21 protein-coding genes are annotated in these 17,581 nt (G+C 64.7%); 7 read left to right on the forward strand and 14 right to left on the reverse strand.

The window, feature by feature from the left end:
• Positions 1–9: 9 nt before the first annotated feature.
• From FLL57_RS16200 to ykgO, 5 genes are all read right to left on the reverse strand, one after another.
• On the reverse strand, positions 10–447 hold the full coding sequence (locus FLL57_RS16200; protein ID WP_047308342.1) for a type II toxin-antitoxin system HicB family antitoxin: 438 nt from the start codon (positions 445–447) through the stop codon (positions 10–12).
• Between the two features lie 109 nt (positions 448–556).
• A complete protein-coding gene (locus FLL57_RS23625; RefSeq protein WP_013504062.1) occupies positions 557–682 on the reverse strand; it encodes a hypothetical protein in 126 nt (41 codons plus the stop codon).
• 191 nt (positions 683–873) lie between these two features.
• Positions 874–1,302, reverse strand: a complete 429-nt coding sequence (locus FLL57_RS16205; RefSeq protein ID WP_013504063.1) for an OsmC family protein — start codon at positions 1,300–1,302, stop codon at positions 874–876.
• A 123-nt stretch (positions 1,303–1,425) separates the two neighbouring features.
• Positions 1,426–2,019 carry a tetratricopeptide repeat protein gene (locus FLL57_RS16210; RefSeq protein WP_433962622.1) on the reverse strand — a complete coding sequence of 198 codons (594 nt, stop codon included), beginning with the start codon at positions 2,017–2,019 and terminating at the stop codon, positions 1,426–1,428.
• Between the two features lie 165 nt (positions 2,020–2,184).
• Positions 2,185–2,310, reverse strand: coding sequence for a type B 50S ribosomal protein L36 (gene ykgO, locus FLL57_RS16215; RefSeq protein WP_013504065.1), 126 nt, complete (start codon positions 2,308–2,310; stop codon positions 2,185–2,187).
• A gap of 319 nt (positions 2,311–2,629) precedes the next feature.
• On the opposite strand from ykgO, the gene FLL57_RS16220 reads away from it, so the two are divergent.
• The 5 genes from FLL57_RS16220 to FLL57_RS16240 all read left to right on the forward strand — a co-directional run bounded on the left by FLL57_RS16220 (position 2,630) and on the right by FLL57_RS16240 (position 7,422).
• A complete protein-coding gene (locus FLL57_RS16220; RefSeq protein ID WP_142883409.1) occupies positions 2,630–3,499 on the forward strand; it encodes an amidohydrolase family protein in 870 nt (289 codons plus the stop codon).
• A gap of 163 nt (positions 3,500–3,662) precedes the next feature.
• On the forward strand, positions 3,663–4,130 hold the full coding sequence (locus FLL57_RS16225; RefSeq protein WP_142883410.1) for a YbaK/EbsC family protein: 468 nt from the start codon (positions 3,663–3,665) through the stop codon (positions 4,128–4,130).
• A gap of 233 nt (positions 4,131–4,363) precedes the next feature.
• Positions 4,364–4,885, forward strand: coding sequence for a TRAP transporter small permease (locus tag FLL57_RS16230; RefSeq protein ID WP_013504069.1), 522 nt, complete (start codon positions 4,364–4,366; stop codon positions 4,883–4,885).
• Between the two features lie 31 nt (positions 4,886–4,916).
• Positions 4,917–6,224, forward strand: coding sequence for a TRAP transporter large permease (locus tag FLL57_RS16235; RefSeq protein WP_013504070.1), 1,308 nt, complete (start codon positions 4,917–4,919; stop codon positions 6,222–6,224).
• Positions 6,225–6,291: 67 nt separating this feature from the next.
• Positions 6,292–7,422 (forward strand): C4-dicarboxylate TRAP transporter substrate-binding protein, encoded by a 1,131-nt coding sequence (locus FLL57_RS16240; protein ID WP_013504071.1) that lies wholly within the window; start codon positions 6,292–6,294, stop codon positions 7,420–7,422.
• Between the two features lie 95 nt (positions 7,423–7,517).
• On the opposite strand, the gene FLL57_RS16245 is transcribed toward FLL57_RS16240, so the two are convergent.
• From FLL57_RS16245 to FLL57_RS16260, 4 genes are all read right to left on the reverse strand, one after another.
• Entirely contained in the window at positions 7,518–7,823 is a 306-nt protein-coding gene (locus FLL57_RS16245; RefSeq protein WP_013504072.1) for a hypothetical protein, read from the reverse strand.
• 152 nt (positions 7,824–7,975) lie between these two features.
• Entirely contained in the window at positions 7,976–9,301 is a 1,326-nt protein-coding gene (locus tag FLL57_RS16250) for a methyl-accepting chemotaxis protein (RefSeq protein WP_142883411.1), read from the reverse strand.
• Complete coding sequence (locus FLL57_RS16255; protein ID WP_013504074.1) at positions 9,276–9,797, reverse strand: PAS domain-containing protein; 522 nt, start codon at positions 9,795–9,797, stop codon at positions 9,276–9,278. Before FLL57_RS16255 ends, FLL57_RS16250 begins: the two co-directional genes overlap by 26 nt.
• Positions 9,798–10,025: 228 nt before the next feature.
• Entirely contained in the window at positions 10,026–10,223 is a 198-nt protein-coding gene (locus tag FLL57_RS16260; protein ID WP_235677158.1) for a hypothetical protein, read from the reverse strand.
• 220 nt (positions 10,224–10,443) lie between these two features.
• Here FLL57_RS16260 and FLL57_RS16265 point away from each other — a divergent pair, with 220 nt between their 5' ends.
• On the forward strand, positions 10,444–11,805 hold the full coding sequence (locus tag FLL57_RS16265; protein ID WP_142883412.1) for a lipopolysaccharide biosynthesis protein: 1,362 nt from the start codon (positions 10,444–10,446) through the stop codon (positions 11,803–11,805).
• A gap of 169 nt (positions 11,806–11,974) precedes the next feature.
• Here FLL57_RS16265 and FLL57_RS16270 read toward each other — a convergent pair whose 3' ends face one another.
• The 4 genes from FLL57_RS16270 to FLL57_RS16285 form a co-directional block, all read right to left on the reverse strand.
• A complete protein-coding gene (locus FLL57_RS16270; RefSeq protein WP_142883413.1) occupies positions 11,975–12,763 on the reverse strand; it encodes a 3-hydroxybutyrate dehydrogenase in 789 nt (262 codons plus the stop codon).
• A 48-nt stretch (positions 12,764–12,811) separates the two neighbouring features.
• On the reverse strand, positions 12,812–13,951 hold the full coding sequence (locus tag FLL57_RS16275; protein ID WP_142883414.1) for a DUF3734 domain-containing protein: 1,140 nt from the start codon (positions 13,949–13,951) through the stop codon (positions 12,812–12,814).
• A gap of 95 nt (positions 13,952–14,046) precedes the next feature.
• Positions 14,047–14,559, reverse strand: coding sequence for a CAP domain-containing protein (locus FLL57_RS16280; RefSeq protein ID WP_013504079.1), 513 nt, complete (start codon positions 14,557–14,559; stop codon positions 14,047–14,049).
• Between the two features lie 186 nt (positions 14,560–14,745).
• Complete coding sequence (locus tag FLL57_RS16285; protein ID WP_013504080.1) at positions 14,746–15,783, reverse strand: glutamine synthetase beta-grasp domain-containing protein; 1,038 nt, start codon at positions 15,781–15,783, stop codon at positions 14,746–14,748.
• Between the two features lie 492 nt (positions 15,784–16,275).
• On the opposite strand from FLL57_RS16285, the gene FLL57_RS16290 reads away from it, so the two are divergent.
• Entirely contained in the window at positions 16,276–16,458 is a 183-nt protein-coding gene (locus FLL57_RS16290) for a DUF2735 domain-containing protein (protein ID WP_013504081.1), read from the forward strand.
• A 107-nt stretch (positions 16,459–16,565) separates the two neighbouring features.
• Here the strand turns inward: FLL57_RS16290 and FLL57_RS16295 are convergent, their stop codons facing one another.
• Positions 16,566–17,501, reverse strand: coding sequence for a glutaminase (locus tag FLL57_RS16295; protein WP_142883415.1), 936 nt, complete (start codon positions 17,499–17,501; stop codon positions 16,566–16,568).
• Positions 17,502–17,581: the final 80 nt, after the last annotated feature.

A 17,581-nucleotide genomic window follows, 5' to 3' on the forward strand; every position in this document is an offset into this window, starting at 1 on the left:
GGCGGCGGCTTAAGCCGCCTCTTCCACTCCGATCACGAGACGTTTGCCGAGCGCACGTAACGCCTCGACCATTGCCGGCAACTTGGTCGGATGCCGTGGATCGAGGATTCGGCGAACCTCCTTCTCGTCTTTGCCCATCCGGCGCGCGAATTCGCTTTTGTTGATACCGGCCTCAGCGAAGGCCTCCAGGACTGCCAGTTTCGCAGCGACCTCGGGGGCAACTGCGATCATGATAAGCCCCTTGGTCTTGGTCTTTGCCTTCGGCAGCGGAAGGCCGCGCTGCGGATAGCTCAGAAGGGCCAGACCGAGAGCTTCCTCCGCCTGCGCGCGGGCGTCAGCCATGTCGTCACCCTGAGTGATCGCCTCGGGCACATCAGGAAAACTCACCACGACGACGCCGCGCCGATCGCCCGGCTCGAATTCTGCCGCGTAGGCGTAGGTTTTCATCAGCAAATCCTCATTCGGTGGCCACCGTCGGCCGACTAGTCTGCAAGACCCAGATGTTTTCGTATCTTCCTCGCGGTCTTGGGATCGATCTCTCGACTCGGCAATGTCGTCAGGCGATCGCCGACGAACACCATCGCGTGACCACCTTTGCCCTTGGGTAGTCGACGCGAAAGCGCAGCCCCCGAGCCTGGGCCTCTTCCCGCAATTCCGCGATGAACCGATCACGCTTGTCCATGTCGAAACCTCGACAGGACCAACATATCGGACATTTTTGTCCGATTGTCAAAGTCCGCCTAGCCTTGTCGTTCCGGGGCGCGCGAAGCGCGAACCCGGAACCTCGAGATGGTGTGGGCCTGAGGTGCAACAACCTCTGGATTCCGGGTTCGCCGCTCCGCGGCGCCCCGGAATGATGCGTCTATTGGCGCGTCAGCTCACCAGCTTCGCATCCAGCGTGATCTTGGTATTCAGCAGCTTCGACACTGGGCAGCCGGCTTTCGCCTTGGCGGCGCAGTCCTGGAAAGTGGCGTCGTCGGCGCCGGGGATCTTGGCTGTGAGCGTCAGATGGATCGCAGTGATAGCGAAACCGTCGCCCTGCTTCTCCAACGTGACGTCGGCCTTGGTGTCCATCTGCTCGGCGGTGAGCTTGGCTTCGCCGAGGATCAGCGACAACGCCATGGTGAAGCAGGCGGCGTGGGCGGCGCCGATCAGTTCCTCAGGGTTGGAGCCGGGCTTGCCTTCGAACCGGCTGGCGAAGCCATAGGGATATTCGGACAGCGCGCCGCTCTTGGTCGAGATCGCGCCCTTGCCGTCCTTGATGCCGCCCTGCCACTTCGCCGAACCGGATGTCGTGCTCATTGGGATCTCCCGTGCTGATGCCGATGATCGACCGCGCGGCACCCGGCCGGCGCGATCTTCGCGGTGGACCCTGGATGTGGGGTGGTTCGGCCGGATTCAAAGCTCGACGGTGGCGGAAGCGCGTCAGATATCGCGGCCTTCCACCTTCTCGGACAGCGTCTTGACGAGGTCGGGCACCTTGTCGAGATGCGGATTGAGCGCGAGCGCCCTGCGGAACGCGTCGAGCGCGCGTTTGTCGTCACCGAGTTCCTGCATGATCATGCCGAGGCCGGCCAGCGCACCGAAATGGCGCGGCTCGCGCGCCAGCACCTGCTCGATGTCTTCGAGCGAGTGCATGTAGTCGTTCTGCAAATAATAAATCGTGGCGCGCCGATTCCAGCCTTCGACATAATCCGGCTTGAGCTTGATCACGGCGTCGAGCAGTTTCACCGCGACGTCGAAGTTCTTGGCGTCCATCGCGACTTTGGAGCGTGCCATCAGCAGCGCCGTGGTGTCGCTGGCGGTCTGGTTCCACAGCGCCCAGATCCGCCCCTCGACGTGCTTGGCGCTGGCCTCGTCGGGAGCAGCCTTCAGAGCGCCGAACAGAAAGTCGAGCCCCTTGGTGCGGTCGGTCGGCACCCGCGGCAACTTCTCCGGCGGCGCCGGCGGCTGAGCGAGCGGCTTCTCCAATGGGTGCTTTGGCCCGTCGGGGGCTTGGGCGCGCGCCCCCTCAGGCATGCCCAGAAACACCGTGGCAAGCGTCAACGCGCAGAAGCCGAAGCAGGAATGTCGAAGGACGAACGCCATCGGGACAGTCTAGACACGACAAAGCGCGCTGCAAAGCAGCGCGCGCGTCACACCGGCGTGAGATATAGAGCGCGAGCCGCGAACGGCCCGTCGCAATCAGCCCTGACGGGCCTTGAACCGACGCTGGGTCTTGTTGATGACGTAGAGCCGGCCCTTGCGACGAACCAGACGATTTTCGCGGTGGCGGGCGAGCAGCGACTTCAGCGAGTTACGGACCTTCATGGGTCTATCCTGACTGGTTGAAAGGCCGTGACAACTGGCCGGAATGCAAAACAAAAACAGCCCGCCGGCGGCGGACCGCCCGGGACGGGGATTTATCTATCCAGCGACTCCCGGCCTGTCAATCGATCCGCCCGACCAATCCCGAGCTGTTTGGGAGATTCGGCCCGATCCACGGGCGGCGCGGCCGAAATCGCCGAAATGGTCGACCCGGCGGCACGCGCAGACACGCCGCAACGCTTCACAGCGCAACAAAATAATTATAGACCATAATCAATTCTCCGCCGCCAAGAAGGCGAGCAACGCCCGAAGGAAACGCCCGATGCTCAATCCCGACGATCTGGTCGCCATCGATATCCACACCCATGCCGAAGAGCCGTGCGGCTGCCATGCCGACGACGGCTACGACGACTTCCAGGCGCGCATGGCCGAGTATTTCGGCTCGCCCAACAAGCATCCGCCGACGGTCCCCGAAACAGCGGCGTATTATCGGGCCAAGAAGATCGCCGCGGTGATCTTCCCGGTCGACGCCGAGCGCGAGACCGGCTTCCGCCGTTACAACAACGACGAGATGATCGAGATCGCCCGGCAGAACTCGGACGTGCTGATTCCGTTCGCCTCGATCGACCCGCACAAGGGCAAGCTCGGCGTGCGCGAGGCGCGGCGGCTGATCAAGGACTACGGCATCAAGGGATTCAAATTCCACCCGACGATGCAGGGGTTCTATCCGAACGACCGGCTCGCCTACCCGCTGTACGAGGCGATTCAGGAAGGCGGCGCAATCGCGCTGTTTCACACCGGCCAGACCGGCGTCGGCTCCGGCATGCCGGGCGGCATGGGAATGCGGCTGAAATACTCCAACCCGATGTACATGGACGACGTCGCCGCCGACTTCCCCGACATGAAGATCATTCTGGCGCACCCGTCCTTCCCCTGGCAGGAAGAGGCGCTGTCGGTCGCGACCCACAAGCCCAACGTCTACATCGACCTGTCGGGCTGGTCGCCGAAGTACTTTCCGCCGATCCTGGTGCGCTACATCAACACCATCCTGCAGGACAAGATGCTGTTCGGCTCCGACTGGCCGGTGATCACGCCGGACCGCTGGCTGTCGGACTTCGCCAAGCTCGAGATCCGCGACGAAGTCCGGCCCAAGGTGCTGAAGCACAACGCCCGCAAGCTGCTGGGGCTCTAGGACTCGGTCATCCCGTGGCATTCGGGCGGCGCGGTTTCGCTCTGGCGACGTGATCGCGCGCAGTTCGGGATCGCGGCGAAGCGCCGAGATTTGCGCAGGCGGGGCCTTTGCGGCATATCGGCCGTGGATTGCCGGCGCGGGATGCCGGCTTCTGAGGAGCCGCATGAGTCTGGAATCCGTTCGCGCCTGGTTCGCGCAACACGCCCCCGACATCATCGTCGAGGAATCGGCGATGAGTTCGGCTACGGTGCCGCTCGCCGCCGAAGCCTACGGCGTGCCGCCGGCCCAGATCGCCAAGACGCTGTCGCTGCGAGTCGGCGATCGGGTCGTGCTGATCGTCACCAGCGGCACGACGCGGCTCGACAACAAGAAGGCCAAGGCACTGCTCGGCGGCAAGCCGAAGATGCTGGGCGTTCACGAAGTCGCCGATCTCACCGGCCACGAGGTCGGCGGCGTCTGTCCGTTCGGCTTGACGCAGCCGCTGCCGATCTATTGCGACGTGTCGCTGCGCCAGTTCGACGTCGTGGTGCCCGCCGCAGGCTCGACGCACAGCGCGGCGCGGATCGCACCGCAGCGGCTGGCCGAACTGGTCGGCGCCGAATGGGTCGACGTCTGCGAAGCGCGCGATTGATCGCGCACTCGGCGCCCCACCAGCTTGCGCAACGCCGATGAGTAGTGCGCGGGGCGCAGCGGCGCCGACGTCGTTGCGGGCTCGATCGTCCCACCTCCCGTGAAAGCACCCGGCGGACAGGCTTGACATCGAGCGCCGCACGCTGGACGCTGTCGATAACGAACAAGATCAAGGACCGCGTGGCGCAACAGACGGGAAAACCCGCGGCCGCACGATCCATCCGGGGGAAACACATGCTGGGCAGACTGCTCGGTTACGCTTCGGCGTTGCTGGCCTGGATCGGCGGCATCGCGCTGGTGATGATGATGCTGCACATCGCAGCCGACGTCGTTGCCCGCTACGTCTTCAACGCGCCGCTGCACGGAACGGTTGAGATCGTCTCCTCCTACTATATGGTCGCCGTGGTGTTTCTGCCGCTGGCGATGATCGAGCGCGCCAACGGCCACATCGTCGTCGAACTCGCCACTCGGCATCTCCCAGGCTCCGTACAGAACGTGCTGATCGGCGTGGTCGCGCTGCTGTCCGCGGCCTATTTCGGTGCCTTCGCCTGGCAGACCGGTGGCGACGCCATCAAGAAGTACGAAATCGGCGAACAGGCGCTCGGCACCGTCGCGGTGACGGTTTGGCCGACGCGATTCTTCCTGCCGGTCGGCTGCGGCATGATCGCGCTGGTTCTCGTCTACAAGGCGATCCGACTGTTCAGAGGCGAGCGCAAAGTGCTGCAACCTCACGTCGCGCGCGAAGCGATCGAATAACAACAAGCCGAGCGCAGGGGAGACGCCGAGGATGGATGATCTGACGCTGAGCGGGATCGTGCTCGGCCTGCTGATCGTTGCGCTGCTGATGCGGGTACCGGTAGGCGTCGCTCTCGGCGGACTGTCGTTTGCCGGGATCTGGGCGATGCTCGGCCCGCGGGTGGCCTGGGGCACCCTGACGTCGATGCCCTACGATTTCATCTCGCACTGGACCCTGAGTTCGGTGCCGATGTTCCTGCTGATGGGCTACGTCTGCTACCATTCCCAGCTCACCGACGGCCTGTTCCGAATGGCCCGCGCCTGGCTGTCGTGGATGCCGGGCGGCCTCGCGGTGGCGTCGGTCGGCGCTGCCGCCGGTTTCTCGGCCGTGACCGGCTCGTCGCTCGCCTGCGCGGCCGCGATGGGGCGGATCGCGATCCCGGAAATGCTGCGCAGCAGGTATCATCCCGGCCTCGCCGCCGGCACGGTGGCGGTCGCCGGCACTATCGGCTCGATGATCCCGCCGAGCATCCTGCTGCTGATCTACGGCATCTACGCCGAGTTGCCCATCAGCAAGCTGTTCATCGCCGGCATCGGCCCTGGGCTGCTCACCGCCGCGCTCTACGCAGCGATGATCGTGGTCCGCGTCAAGCTGAACCCGTCGCTGGCGCCGCGGGTCACCGAGAACGTCTCCTGGAGCGACCGCTTCGGTGCGTTCCGCGGCACCTGGCCGGTGCTGGTGCTGATCTTCGGCGTGTTCGGCGGGCTGTTCGGCGGCGTGTTCACCCCGACCGAAGCCGGCGGCATCGGGGCGCTGCTGGCCTTCATGATCGGCTTCGCCAAGCGAACGCTGACCTGGGACAAGGTCAAACTCGCGATCACCGAAACGCTGGTGACCACCGGCTCGATCTTCATCATCGCGATCGGCGCCCTGTTGCTGACACGATTTCTGGCGCTGTCCGGTTTCACCGATTTCATTTCCAGCGTCGTCATCGACGGCCAGGTCTCGCCGATGATGCTGGTGCTCGGCACCATGGCGGTGCTGCTGTTCCTCGGCTGTTTTCTCGACCCGATCGGCATCATGCTGCTGACGCTGCCGGTGTTCCTGCCCGCGGTCGAGAAGCTGCACGTCGACCTGATCTGGTACGGCATCCTGCTGACCAAGCTGCTGGAGATCGGACTGATCACGCCGCCGGTCGGGCTCAACGTCTTCGTCATCAAGGGCATCGTCGGCGAAACGATTCCGATCGAGACGATCTTCCGCGGGATTCTCTGGTTTCTGGTCGCCGACCTGATCTGCGTCGCGCTGCTGGTCGCGTTCCCGCAGATCGCCACCTATTTGACCACGCTGATCAACTAGCCGGAGCTGCTCACGGACGTACCGAGGACGGCGAAAAGCCGCACATTGAACCACAGGGAGAAACGACATGAAGGCAAAATGGATGGCCGCGACCGCATTGGCGCTCGCGTTCGCACTCGGCGCCTCCGGCAGCGCTTCGGCGGTGACGCTCAAGGCGGTGCACTATCTGTCGCCGAAGCATCCGGTCGGACTCGGCTACGAGACCTTCGCCGAAGAGGTCAAGAAGAATACCAACGGCGAAGTCACCGTCCGGATCTTCCCGGCCGAATCGCTGCTCGGCGCCAAGGCGATCTCCGACGGCATCCGCGATCAGGTCGCCGACGTCGGCTTCGCCACCATGAGCTACACGCCGTCGTACTATCCCTATGGCTCAATGCTCAACGACCTGGCGATGGTCGGCGAGAACGACATGGCGGCCGCGATGGCCATCACCGAGCTGTTCAACCTGCACTGCAAGCCGTGCCTCGCCGAATACACCAAGCAGAACCAGTTGTTCGGCAGCGGCATGAGCACCGCGCCCTACGTGCTGATCGCCAAGGGCGACATCAATTCGCTGGAGAAGATCAAAGGCAAGAAGCTGCGCGCCGGCGGCGCACTGTGGGACCGATTCGCCAAATCGGTCGGCGCCACCGGAGTTAACGTGCCGTCCTCGGAGATGTACGAGACGCTGTCGCGCGGCATCATCGACGCCGCGGTCTATGCGGTCGGCGGGCTCAAGACCCACGGCCTCGCCGATACCGCCGGCCAGGTGGTGCTGCTCAATCTCGGCTCGTTCCGCTCCGGCAATCTGTATTCGCTCAATCTCGACACCTGGTCGAAGATGACCACGCCGCAGCGCGCCGGGATCCTCAAGGCGATCCCGGTGGCGGTGGTCAAGACCGTCAACGAGTATCACGCCGGCGACAAGGCGGCGCTGGAGCTCGCCAAGGAGAAGAAAGTGCCGGTGGTGCAGCCGGACCCGGCGCTGCTCGCGGCGCGCAAGGACTTCGTCGACAAGGATCTGCCCGGCATCGTCGATGCCGCCAAGAAGAAAGGCATCGAGAACGCCCAGGAGTTCGTCGACAAGTACAGGGAACTTCTGGCGAAATACGAGAAGCTGATCGCTCCGATCGAGAACGATCCGAAGAAGCTCAGCGACCTGTTCTACGACGAGGTCTACGCCAAGCTCGACCCTGCGACCTTCGGGGTGAAGAAATAGCGCAGCTCTGAATCCTGCTCCCACAGAAAGATCGAGGGCGGCCTCGCTGCGAAGGCCGCCCTCTGCTTGTTAGGCAATGGAGAAAACCAGGTCGCCTACCAGCGGCGTCCGTGCCAGCCGCGATACCCGCGCGGGCCGTAATGGCGGGGACCATAGTAGCGCGGAGGCGGGCCGTAAAAGCGCGGCCCATAGTAGCCGTAAGCGCCATAGTAGTTCGGCCGCCACCAGCACCGGCCCCATTCGTTACAAACGTAACGCACTTGGTCGACGTTCGCGGACGGGCTGCCGCTCGCCTGCGCGGCGGCGGGAAGGCCGTTCGGCATCGCCGCGGACGCGACGCCAGGCGCAAGCGCCACGGCACTCAGAGCGGCTGCGGCAGCGACGGCGAGTTTCAGCTTCATCGAACAACCTCCTTCGGATCGAGAACCTCAAAAACCGGTTCGATCCTATGAAGTTGCAGGTGAACAGGCGCTGACGAGCGAGTTCATCTAGATGAACTCGCGTTAATGTGTGCGGCCAAAATCGGTTCGCCGCGGAGCGCAGCCGGATTCGCTCAGGCGGCGCGGCGCACCTCGGAACCGTCGCGATGCAACGTGCGCAGGAAGCCGCGCACCGCATCCCCGAGCGTGCGCGCCTGCTGCGCCAGCGTGCCCGAGGCCGACAGCGTCACCTCGGCATGTTGCTCGGTCTCGCTGATGTTGCTGCCGACGCCCTGGATATTGCCCGAGATGTCGCGGATGCCGGCGAACGCCTCTTCGATGTTGCGAGCCACCTCACCGGTCGCCGCGGTCTGCGCTTCGACCGCAAGCGCCACCTGATGGGTGATGTCGTCGACCTCGCCGATCGAGCGGCCGATGCCGGAGATCGCATCGACCGCGGCACGGGTGGTGTCCTGCACTTCGGCGATACTGCGCGAGATGTCGCGCGTCGCATTGGCGGTCTGCTCGGCGAGCGACTTCACCTCCTGCGCCACCACCGAGAAGCCGCGGCCGGCGTCGCCGGCACGGGCCGCCTCGATCGTGGCGTTGAGCGCCAAGAGATTGGTCTGCGAGGCGATCTCTTCGATCAACTGCACAATCGCGCCGATCCGTTCGGTGGCGGTCGACAGGCTGCCGACCGTGTCGCGGGCGTGATCGGAAGCCGCGACTGCGGCCTGGGCGATTGTCGCCGATCTGTTGACGCTGCTGAGAATCTCGTTGGCCGACGCGGTCAATTCGGCCGTTGCCGCCGCCACCGTCTCCATGTTGGTCGACGCCTGTTCGCTGGCGGCCGACACCGCCAGGGTGCGGTCGCGCGTCGCGATCACGCCGCGGTTGAGGCTGGTAGCGGTCTCGCCCATGTTGCTGGAGGCGGCGCCGACCGCGTCGATCACCGTGCCGATCGCGGTCTCGAATTCGGCGGTGTTGGCGTTGAATGCCGCCACCCGCGTCTCGATCGCCTGCATCGCTTCGTTGATGGTGCGGCTGGCGATCAGCAGCGATCCGCGCAACCCCTGCGGCAAAATGTGGCGGTAATACTTGTCGTCGCGGATCGCCGCCATCGCGGCGCTGGACTCGCGCACGAACGCGTCGCAGCGGTCGATCATGTCGTTGAACCGGCACTGCAGCTCGAGCAAGCGCCCGCCGTCGCGATATCCGATCAGCCGAGCCTCGAAGTCGCCGTCGGCGATCCGGCCACAAACCTGGTCGATCTGCGTGAGCATCCGATTCAGCCGCAGCAGCATCGCGGCAGCGCCGGCGGCGCCGAGCAGCGCGAGGCCGAGGCCGATCTGCTGCAGCAGCGGCACGCCGAGCGCCAGGCCCGCAACCGCAGCGAACGTCCCGACGACGACGACGCCGAGGCAGATCCCGGCCTTAGAGAGAGAAGACGAGCTGATCATAGGAAATGTTCTTCGCTTTGACGAAATCGATCAGATGCCGATAGCCGGCGGCCAGCGCGTCCTTGCCGTTGCGATGGCGAGTCTCCTGCGCCAGCAGCTCGGCATAGACCGGCTCCAGCGCAGCGACGATCCGGCGCTCCGGCACCCGGCGATTGGAATGATAGCCGATCACCGTTCCGGCGGCGTCGAACGACGGCGTGACGTGCGCAAACACCCAATAGTGATCGCCGTGCCTCGTCATGTTCTTGACGTAGGCGAAGATCTCTCGCCGCTCGGCGAGCGTGTCCCACAGCAGCTTGAACACGCAGCGCGGCATATCCGGGTGACGCACGATCGAGTGCGGCTGTCCGATCAGTTCGGCTTCGCTGTAGCCGCAGATGTCGGTGAATACGCGGTTGGCGTAGGTGATCCGCCCTTTCAGGTCGGTCTTGGAGACGATGATATCGTCGGCATCGAAGAACACTTCAACGCCAGTGGGCTTGACGGAAGGGATCACGGCGAATTCCGGTTCAGCGGATGGGAACGACTCTCGCCGGAGGTGAACGACGATGTCCAAGGAAAACTACGGGCGAGGTGTTAAGAGTTAGTTGGTCCAAGTAACGACTACTTCATCCACGATCGGCGCTCGGCGAACGCGCGCGACCGCGGCCGGCACCGCGCCTCACCTTGCTACCAACTTCGGTTGTAGTGCTTTGCCTGACAGATACGGAAATACTGTCCGGCATCACCGCTTGTCGTTCTGGCGACGTCCGACCCCTGCGATCAGCAGGAATGCCACCACGAGGCTGGCGAGGTTCAGCGCCGCCACCCGCACCGACTGACCGGACAGCCCCATCCCGTTGATCGTCGCAACGCTCAACACGGCGGCGATGACAACGGCGGCCACGAACCACCCGATGATCTTTCGCGACAGTTTCGGCATCGACCAAGTCGGCATCTGGGATGCTCCGCTTCGATGCCGGCTCTGCATTTGTCGGAGCGGCTATCGTGCGCAGCCAACGCTTCCGGCGGGTCCGAGTTCCACCGGCGCAGCGGCCGCCCTCCCCCGCCTGATCCAACCGATTCTTAACATCTGGTTGCTAGGTCAGGCGGACGCCGCGTCGCGCCCGGTGCGGCCGGTTCGGGGAAACGCTTTGGCCGCCATGGACTCTCGACCCGCAGCAACGCCCCTGGCGGCGCTGAAGGCGCGCCTCGGCGCGATGTTCGGCGGATCAAACGAGGCCTCGCTGACCAATCGCCTCGCCGGCACCATCTTCCTGATCCGCGTGGTCAGTGCGGCGCTGGCCTATGGGGCTCAGATCCTGTTGGCGCGCTGGATGGGCGCGTCGGACTACGGCATCTACGTCTATGTCTGGACCTGGGTGCTGCTGCTCGGCTCGATGCTGGATTTCGGCATCTCCGCCTCGGCGCAGAAGATCATTCCAGAATATCGCGCGAGCGGCGATCTCGACCGGCTGCGTGGCTTTCTGTCCGGCAGCCGCTGGGGCACGCTGGCGGCCTCCGGCATGGTTTCGCTGCTGCTGGCCGCGCTGGTGTGGGCACTATCGCCGCTGATCGGCGATGCGACCGTGGTGCCGCTGTATCTCGGCTGCCTGACACTGCCCGCCTTCGTGGTCGCCAACACCCAGGACGGCATCGCCCGCTCGCACGACTGGATGCGGCTCGGCCTGATGCCGCAATTCATCATCCGGCAGGCGCTGATCATCGGCTTCACCGCCGGATTGTTCGCCCTCGGCTTCGACCTCGGCGCGGTCGCCGCAATGGCGGCGAGCTGCGCGGCGGTGTGGATCGCCATGCTGGGACAGATGCTCGCGCTCAACCGCCGGCTCGCCGGCCATGTCCCCGCCGGCCCGCGCGCCTACGACGTCCGCGGCTGGCTCGCGACTTCGTTGCCGATCCTGCTGGTGGAGAGCTTCTATCTGCTTTTGTCCTACACCGACGTGCTGGTGCTGCAGCAATTCAGTACGCCGGAAGAGGTCGGCATCTACTACGCGGTGGTGAAGACCCTGGCGCTCGTGTCGTTCATTCACTACGCGATGTCGGCCACCACCGCGCACCGCTTCACCGAATATAGCGTCGCCGGCGATACCGTGCGGCTGGCCGCCTATGTCCGCCATGCGATTCAGTGGACGTTCTGGCCGTCGCTGGCGGCGACGCTGGTTCTACTGGCGCTCGGCAAGCCGCTGCTGTGGCTGTTCGGACCGCAGTTCACCGCCGGCTACGGCATCATGTTCGTCGCCGCGATCGGCCTGATGGTCCGTGCCGCGATCGGCCCGGTCGAGCGGCTGCTCAACATGCTCGGCCACCAGCACGTCTGCGCACTGGCTTACGCGCTGGCGTTCGCAGTCAATCTGGCGCTGTGCCTGATCCTGGTTCCCCGCTTCGGCGGCTACGGCGCCGCCGCCGCCACCTCCGCGGCGCTGACCTTCGAAACCGTGCTGCTGTTCTGGATCGTCCGCAAACGCCTCGGCCTGCACGTGCTGGCGTTCGGGAAGACGGGGTGAGCGAGACTTATTTCATCACACTCACGTCGTCGCCCGGCTTGACCGGGCGACCAAGTATCCCAGAGACGAAATGCTCTGCAATACTGGCTCCTCCGCTTGCGCGGAGGATGACGTTCGTTCGTGAGGCGAAGGCGGGGCCCGACCAAATGTGGACGGCCCCCAACCCGCCTTACGCCGCAGTCCAGCCGCCGTCCATCGACAGGTTGGCGCCGGTGATCTGGCTGGCGTCGTCGCCGCAGAGATAGACTGCGAGGGCGGCGACCTGTTCGGGGGTAACGAACTGCTTGGTCGGCTGGGCGGCGAGCAGGACGTCGTTGATCACCTGCTCCTTGGTCAGGCCGCGCGCCTTCATGGTGTCGGGGATCTGCTTCTCGACCAGAGGGGTCCAGACGTAGCCGGGCGAGATGCAGTTGCAGGTGATCTTGTGGGTGGCGAGCTCCAGCGCCACGGTCTTGGTCAGGCCGGCGATGCCGTGCTTGGCGGCCACATAGGCCGACTTGAACGGCGATGCCACTAGCGAGTGCGCCGAGGCGGTGTTGATGATGCGGCCCCAACTGCGCTTCTTCATCCCCGGCACCGCGGCGCGGATGCCGTGGAACGCCGACGACAGATTGATGCCGATGATCGCGTCCCACTTCTCGATCGGGAAATCTTCGACCGGCGAAACGAACTGGATGCCGGCGTTGTTGACCAGAATGTCGACCGAGCCGAAGGTGGTCTCGCCGAGCTTGATCATCTCGGCGATCTCGGCCGGCTTCAGCATGTCGGCCGGCGAGTACACCGCCTTGACGGCGAACTCGCTCTCGATCGCCTTGCGCTCCTTCTCGATCGCGTCAGCTTCGCCCATGCCGTTGATCACGACGTTGGCGCCGGCCTTGGCGAAGGCGCGCGCATAGCTGAGCCCGATCCCCGAGGTCGAGCCGGTCACGACCGCGGTCTTGCCTGTCAGATTCGTCATCATCCGCTCCTGTTCGCGAAGTTGAGAAAGCGGCGCAGAACAGGCCGCTTATTCGAATGCATCCCGGGTGAGGTCCCAGGTCACCATGGTTTCGCCGTCCTGCGGCGCCCGCTGCCAGCTCTGGTCGCGCATCGAGACATAGACGTCCTGCTCGCCGGCCTTCCAGTGCTCGGTCATGTTCAGCCGGGAGAAATCGTAGTCCTTCGACGACGCCTCGTAGTCGCGTTTACGATAGATCAGATGCACGACGGTGACGGCATTCTCCTGCGCCGCCTGATGCAGGATGGCGTAGGCCGGATCGTCGCGCAATTCCGCGGGCAGCCGATCGATCAGGTCGCGCAGCGCCTTGCGGGTGTTGTGGATCATCTTGTTCTTGTCGGTATTCAGCCGGGTGCGGCTGGAATAGCGGATGTCCTTCTCGCGCTCGGCGGCCTCCAGCAGCGTCTCCGGCAGCCGGCCGCGGGCGCTGAACAGATCGACCTGGAAGATCAGCAGATTTTCGCGCTGCTCGCAGTCGAGCACGTAGTCGAGCGGGGTGTTGGACGCGACGCCGCCATCCCAATAATACGCGCCGTCGATTTCGATCGCCGGAAACCCCGGCGGCAGCGCGGCAGAGGCCATGATGTGCTCGGGGCCGATGGTCTGCTTGGTGGTATCGAAATACACGAAGTTGCCGGTGACGATATTGACCGCACCGACGCTGAGGCGGATGCCGTTGTGGTTGAGGCGGTCGAAATCGACCAGCCGCTCCAGCGTCGAACGCAGCGGCGCGGTGTCGTAATAGCTCAAATTGGACGGCCTGCCCGAGGGCAGCAGATGCGTCGGCGGAAACCGCGGCGTGAAGAAACCCGGCACGCCGAAGGCGGCGATCACCGCCGCCGAGGTCTCGTTGAACAGCGAATGGGCGTGGTCGTCGTGCAGCAGGGGCTGCCACGGCACCGGCGATGACGCCATCTCCCAGAACTGCTTCAGCTTGTCGACGCGCTGCTCGCGCGGATTGCCGGCGATGATCGCGGCATTGATGGCGCCGATCGAGATTCCGGCGAGCCATTGCGGCTCGAAATCGTGATGGCACAGAGCCTGATAGGCGCCGGCCTGATAGGCGCCGAGCGCGCCGCCGCCCTGCAGCACCAGCACGCGGCGCGCGTCGCAGGGCCTCGAGGGCTTTTTGTGCGGGGTCGGGTCCATCCGGTCGGTTGCACCTCGGGCAGGGACGCCGGCAACTTGGCGGGGCGCGGCGCCAGCGTCAATCGCGCCAACGGCGGGACGCGATCACGCCCAGTTTATCGCGGCGTGTCGGTGGAGGCGAGAATCATGGTCCAGAACACCTTGTATTTGGTGCCCGGCGCATAGCTGGCGGCGATGCCGATCCGGTCGACACCCGTTTTCAACATGTTGGCACGGTGCGGCGGCGAATCCCGCCAGCCCGAAAACGCTTCCGCCAGCGTGTGATAGCCGGCCGAGACGTTCTCGACCGCAACCGCTGCAGGATAGCCGGAGGCGTTCAGCCGCTGCGCCAGCGGCGCCTTGACGTCATGGTCGAGCTTGTTGCGCCTCGCCATGGTCGAGGACTGGTCCTCGGCCAGCTTGGTCAGCGCCGGATCGACCGTCACCGGGCCGAGGCCGTTGTTCTGGCGATATTGCGAGATCATGACGGCCGCGGCGGCGACGTCGACCCGGGCGCCTTCTCGCGCCATGCTCTGATACATTGACGGCGTGTCGACCGAAGGTGCGACATCGCCGGCACAGCCTGCCAGCACCAACAGGCCGAGAACGGCCATCACCCCGCGAAACATTCCGAAATTCCCCATCGCGCGCGATCGGCACCGCCGGCCCGTCACCGGCTCACGCCGCGCCGGGGAGTTGTTGCACGTCAACAGTGGCTGAAAGGTGAAGATACCGCAGGCCCGGACACGCAATCAGGCCCCCAAACGGCAACGGCCCGGACTTGCGTCCGGGCCGCGAGCAGTCGCCGTGGAGGTTCAGGCGGCGGCTGCCGACTTCGAGGTGGGGACCGACGAAATCGTCTTCAGAACCTGGGAAGCGATCTGGTAGGGGTCGCCCTGCGAGTTCGGGCGGCGATCTTCCAGATAGCCCTTGTAGCCGTTGTTGACGAAGGAATGCGGCACCCGGATCGACGCGCCACGATCGGCGATGCCGTAGGAGAATTTGTTCCACGGCGCGGTCTCGTGCTTGCCGGTCAGGCGCATGTGGTTGTCCGGACCGTAAACCGCGATGTGGTCGTCGAGATTGGCCTCGAACGCCTTCATCATCGCTTCGAAATACTCCTTGCCGCCGACTTCGCGCATGTAGGCGGTCGAGAAATTGCAGTGCATGCCCGAGCCGTTCCAATCGGTGTCGCCGAGCGGCTTGCAGTGGAATTCGATGTCGATGCCGTACTTCTCGGTGAGACGCAGCATCAGGTAGCGCGCCATCCACATCTGGTCGGCGGCGGTCCGCGATCCCTTGCCGAACACCTGGAATTCCCACTGGCCCTTGGCCACTTCGGCGTTGATGCCTTCGTGGTTGATGCCGGCGGCGAGGCAGAGGTCGAGATGCTCTTCGACGATCTGGCGAGCGATGTCACCGACATGCTTGTAGCCGACGCCGGTGTAATACGGCCCCTGCGGCGCCGGATAGCCGGAATCGGGGAAACCAAGCGGCCGGCCGTTCTTGTAGAAGAAGTATTCCTGCTCGAAGCCGAACCAGGCACCTTCGTCGTCCAGGATGGTGGCGCGGGTGTTGGTCGGATGCGGGGTGACGCCGTCCGGCATCATCACTTCGCACAGCACCAGAATGCCGTTCTTGCGCGCAGCGTCCGGGTACATCGCGACCGGCTTCAGCACGCAATCCGAGCTGTGGCCTTCGGCCTGTAACGTCGACGAGCCGTCGAAGCCCCACAGCGGAAGCTGCTCCAGCGTCGGGTAGATCTCGAATTCCTTGATGGTCGTCTTGCCGCGCAGATTCGGCGTCGGCTTGTAGCCGTCGAGCCAGATGTACTCGAGCTTGTACTTGGTCATGCGGTCCTCTCGTTGGAGATGCCACCGGCGTTCGGCTGGTGGCGGACGCAGAACCGCTCCCGGCGGCCTTCTGTCCGCCGAACATGAAGCATTTAATATGCCAGAATGAGCCAAATCGCCGCAGGCAGGGCAGCGCCGCGACGGCGCGGTCAACGCAAGGGGCTCCGCGTCTAGGGCGCCGTAGCGCGACACGCGAAATCGTCGATCACTCCGTATTTCTCCGCGCCCGCAGCGGTGAACAAAATTAACCCCTCGGGCGCACGATTTTCTCGGAAGGGGGAGTGCGCAACCAAGCCATCCCGGCCGCGTTGCATCAACCAATGCCGAGTTCGTCAGCAGACGGGAAAATGCGCAAAGAATCGCCGTTGACTGATTCTTTGTTGATCATTCTGCCTGCACGCGAAGCAATCGCGTTATCATCCGTTGCGACGCGCGGCCGGACCGCTCGTCGAGCCGCTTCATCGACCCGAAGGAGACATAAGGAGAGATCGCGTGAGCAGCCTGAACCAGACCTCCGCCAAGATCTACCAGTTCCCGGTCGGCGGCCGGGATGGAGCCAACCGCACCTCGCTGCCGAGCAGCGAAGCGGCATCGAATCCCGCCAATATCCTGACCTGTTCGAGCTGGTATCACGAGATCGCAATGCTCGAAGAGCAGTCCACCAAACGGCCATGACACCGCAGCTTGCGCGGCCCCTCCGCCGCGATCATCAGACCGACTGACGAAGGGCCGGCGCACGCGTTCGGCCCTTTTTGTTGGTACCGGGTGCGTTCGGTTGATCGTCAGACGCCGAAGATCGACCAGCCCATGCGCTTGGTCAGCGCCTCCAGCGCGACGCGGCCGAGATGGGAGTTCCCCGCGGCATCAAGCCCCGGCGCCCACACCGCGATCGAGGCTTTGCCCGGTGCCACCGCGAGGATGCCGCCGCCGACGCCACTCTTGCCCGGCAGGCCGACCCGGTAGGCGAATTCGCCCGAACCGTCATAATGGCCGCAGGTCAGCATCAGCGCGTTGATGCGCCGGGCGCGCTCGCTCGACACCACATTGTGGCCGGTCGAGGGGTTCTGGCCGTTGTACGCCAGAAAACGCCCGGCCATCGCCAATTGCCGGCAACTCATCGCGATCGCGCAGTGATGGAAATAGACCCCGAGCGTGTATTCGACCGGATTGTCCAGCACCCCGAACGACTTCATGTAGTTGGCGAGCGCGGCATTGCGAAACCCGGTGCGCTGCTCGGACTTCGCGACCGCATCGTCGATCACGATCGACGTATCCCCGGCGAGGAACTGCATGAAGCGCAGAATTTCGCCGAGCGCCTCGCGCGGCTGGTGTCCGGACAGGATCAGATCGGTGACCGCGATGGCGCCGGCGTTGATGAACGGATTGCGCGGAATGCCGCGCTCGTGTTCGAGCTGCACGATCGAATTGAACGCCGAGCCCGACGGCTCACGGCCGACGCGCCGCCACAGCCGATCGCCGGCCTTGCCGAGCGCCAGTGTCAGCGTGAACACCTTCGAGATGCTCTGAATCGAGAACGGCACGTCGGCATCACCGGCGGCGGCAACGTGACCATCGGCGTCGATCACCACCAGCCCGAAGCGCTTCGGGTCGACCCGCGCCAGCTCGGGGATGTAGCTCGCCACCTCGCCGCGGTCCGCCCGCTGCGCCATCTCGTCGGCGATTTCGGCAACGGCGCGGTCGAGAAGGTAATTGCTCATAGCGGCGGAGAGAAGGACAAGCCCGACGGGAACGCAAGGCCAAAGAGGAAGCAGGATTGCGTGTAGGCAGGGACATCGCC

This window comes from Rhodopseudomonas palustris, from assembly GCF_007005445.1.
Taxonomy (GTDB): domain Bacteria; phylum Pseudomonadota; class Alphaproteobacteria; order Rhizobiales; family Xanthobacteraceae; genus Rhodopseudomonas; species Rhodopseudomonas palustris_G.